This window comes from Aquabacterium sp. A08, from assembly GCF_011742065.1.
Window position 1 is genome coordinate 1 of the sequence record NZ_JAAQQT010000543.1, and the last position, 2,246, is coordinate 2,246.

Annotated in this window: 1 protein-coding gene and 1 pseudogene; both read left to right on the top strand. The window is 67.4% G+C overall.

What is annotated here, in order from left to right:
* The first annotated feature begins 120 nt into the window (after window positions 1–120).
* A complete protein-coding gene (locus HA630_RS04655; protein ID WP_166832770.1) occupies window positions 121–2,028 on the top strand; it encodes an ATP-binding cassette domain-containing protein in 1,908 nt (635 codons plus the stop codon).
* Window positions 2,029–2,070: 42 nt separating this feature from the next.
* Window positions 2,071–2,246 (top strand): annotated as a pseudogene (locus HA630_RS23425) (PLP-dependent aminotransferase family protein); the annotation flags it as partial.

Here is a 2,246-nt window from a genome sequence, read left to right on the forward strand (position 1 = left end):
CACTGTGTTGTGAGGAGCGAGAGTATATACCGGGTTTTCCCGCCCAGGAAGGTGTCGGCGAAGTTTTTGTGTGGGCGCGCTTGGACGGCCCAGCCCGCGTTGCTGCTACGCTTGGCGGCTATGGCTTTGATTACTTTGAATGGGGTGTGTCTGGCGTACGGGCACGTGGCGTTGCTGGATCATGTGCAGTGGGCACTGGAATCGGGCGAACGGGTGGGCCTGGTGGGTCGCAACGGCACCGGCAAGTCGTCGTTGCTGAAAATTCTGGCCGCGTTGGAAAAGCCCGACGATGGCGAGGTGCAGTGGCAGCAGGGCCTGCGGGTGGCCTATGTTCCGCAGGAGCCCACCCTGGCGCCTGAGATGACGGTGTTTGAAGCGGTCAGGGAAGGGCTGTCGGAGGTGCTGCGGCTGATTGAACAGTACATGGCGCACGACCCCGGCGTGGATCTGGATGCGCTGCAGAACCAGATTGAAGCGGTGGACGGTTGGCAATGGGAGCAACGGGTGCGCGAGACGTTGGACCGCTTGCACCTGGATGCGGCGGCGCAGGTGGGGCAGTTGTCGGGTGGGGTGCGCAAGCGGGTGGCCCTGGCCCGGGCGCTGGTGGCGCTGCCGGACACGCTGCTGCTGGACGAGCCGACCAACCACCTGGACCTGGACGCGATCGAGTGGCTGGAACACCTGTTGCTGGATTTCAAGGGCAGCGTGGTGGTGATCAGCCACGACCGGGCGTTCCTGGACCGGGTGGCGACACGGGTGGTGGAACTGGACCGGGGCCGGCTGCTGAGCTATGCGGGCAACTTCACGCAGTACCAGAAGCTGAAGGAAGAGCAGTTGGCGCAAGAGGCGGTGATCCACGCCAGGGCGGACAAACTGCTGGCCCAGGAAGAGGTCTGGATACGCAAAGGGGTGGAGGCGCGGCGGACGCGGGCACAGGCGCGGATCGAACGGCTGCAGGTGTTGCGCGCCCAGCGCAGCGCGCGGCGCGATGTGGTGGGCCAGGTGCGCATGGAGGTGAGCAGCGGCACGGCCGGCGGCAAACTGGTCGCCGAACTGGAAGACGTGAGCAAGGCGTTCGGCGAGGGCGACGGGCGGCGCACGGTGGTCAGCCACTTCAGCGCGACGGTGCTGCGTGGCGACAAGGTGGGCCTGATCGGTCCCAACGGCGCGGGCAAGACGACGCTGCTGCGCATGATCCTGGGCCTGTTGCCGCCAGACAGTGGCACGGTGCGGCTGGGCAGTCGGCTGGAGGTGGCGTATTTTGACCAGATGCGGGCGCAGCTGGACCTGAACGCGACGCTGGAGGATTTCATCAGCCCGGGCAGCGAGTGGATCGAGATCGGCAACCGCCGCACCCATGTGAAGAGCTACCTGGGGGACTTTTTGTTTTCGCCGGCGCGGGCGAATGCGCCGGTGCGCACCCTGTCGGGCGGAGAACGCAACCGCCTGCTGCTGGCCCGGCTGTTTGCCCGACCGGCCAACGTGCTGGTGCTGGACGAACCGACGAACGACCTGGACATCGACACCCTGGAACTGCTGGAAAACCTGCTGGCCGACTACGACGGCACGGTGTTCCTGGTGAGCCACGACCGGCGTTTTCTGGACAACGTGGTGACGAGCACCATCGTTTACGAAGGCGGAGGACAGTGGCGCGAGTACGAAGGCGGGGTGGAGGACTGGATCACCCAGTCGACCCGGTTGCACGGGCGGGCCCCGGTGTGGGACGCGCCGCCCCTGGCCAGGGCGCCCAAGGCCCCGAGCAAGGCCTCCCCCGCCCCGGTGGCGCAGGCCCCGACCAGCCCGCGGCGCAAGCTGAGCTACAAAGAGCAACGCGAACTGGACGGGCTGCCCGCGGTGATCGAGGCGTTGGAGGCGGAGCAGGCCGCGATCGACACACAACTGGCCGATGGCGCCCTGTATGGCAGCGACCCGGCACGGGCCAGCCAGCTGAGCCTGCGGCACGGCGAGATCGAAGCCGCGCTGATGGCCGCCCTGGAGCGCTGGGAAGCCCTGAGCGCCAACCCCTGACGCCCCCTGACCCGCCCCCCCTCTGACCCTGGACCCTGCCCCATGCACTGGACCCTGGCCCACCGCGCCCACGCCATGAACCCTTCGGTGATCCGCGAGATCCTGAAGGTGACCGAACGCCCCGGCATCATCAGCTTCGCCGGTGGCCTGCCCTCGCCCAAGACCTTTCCGGTGGAGGTGTTTGCCGACGCCTGTGCCCGCGTGCTGCACGACGACGG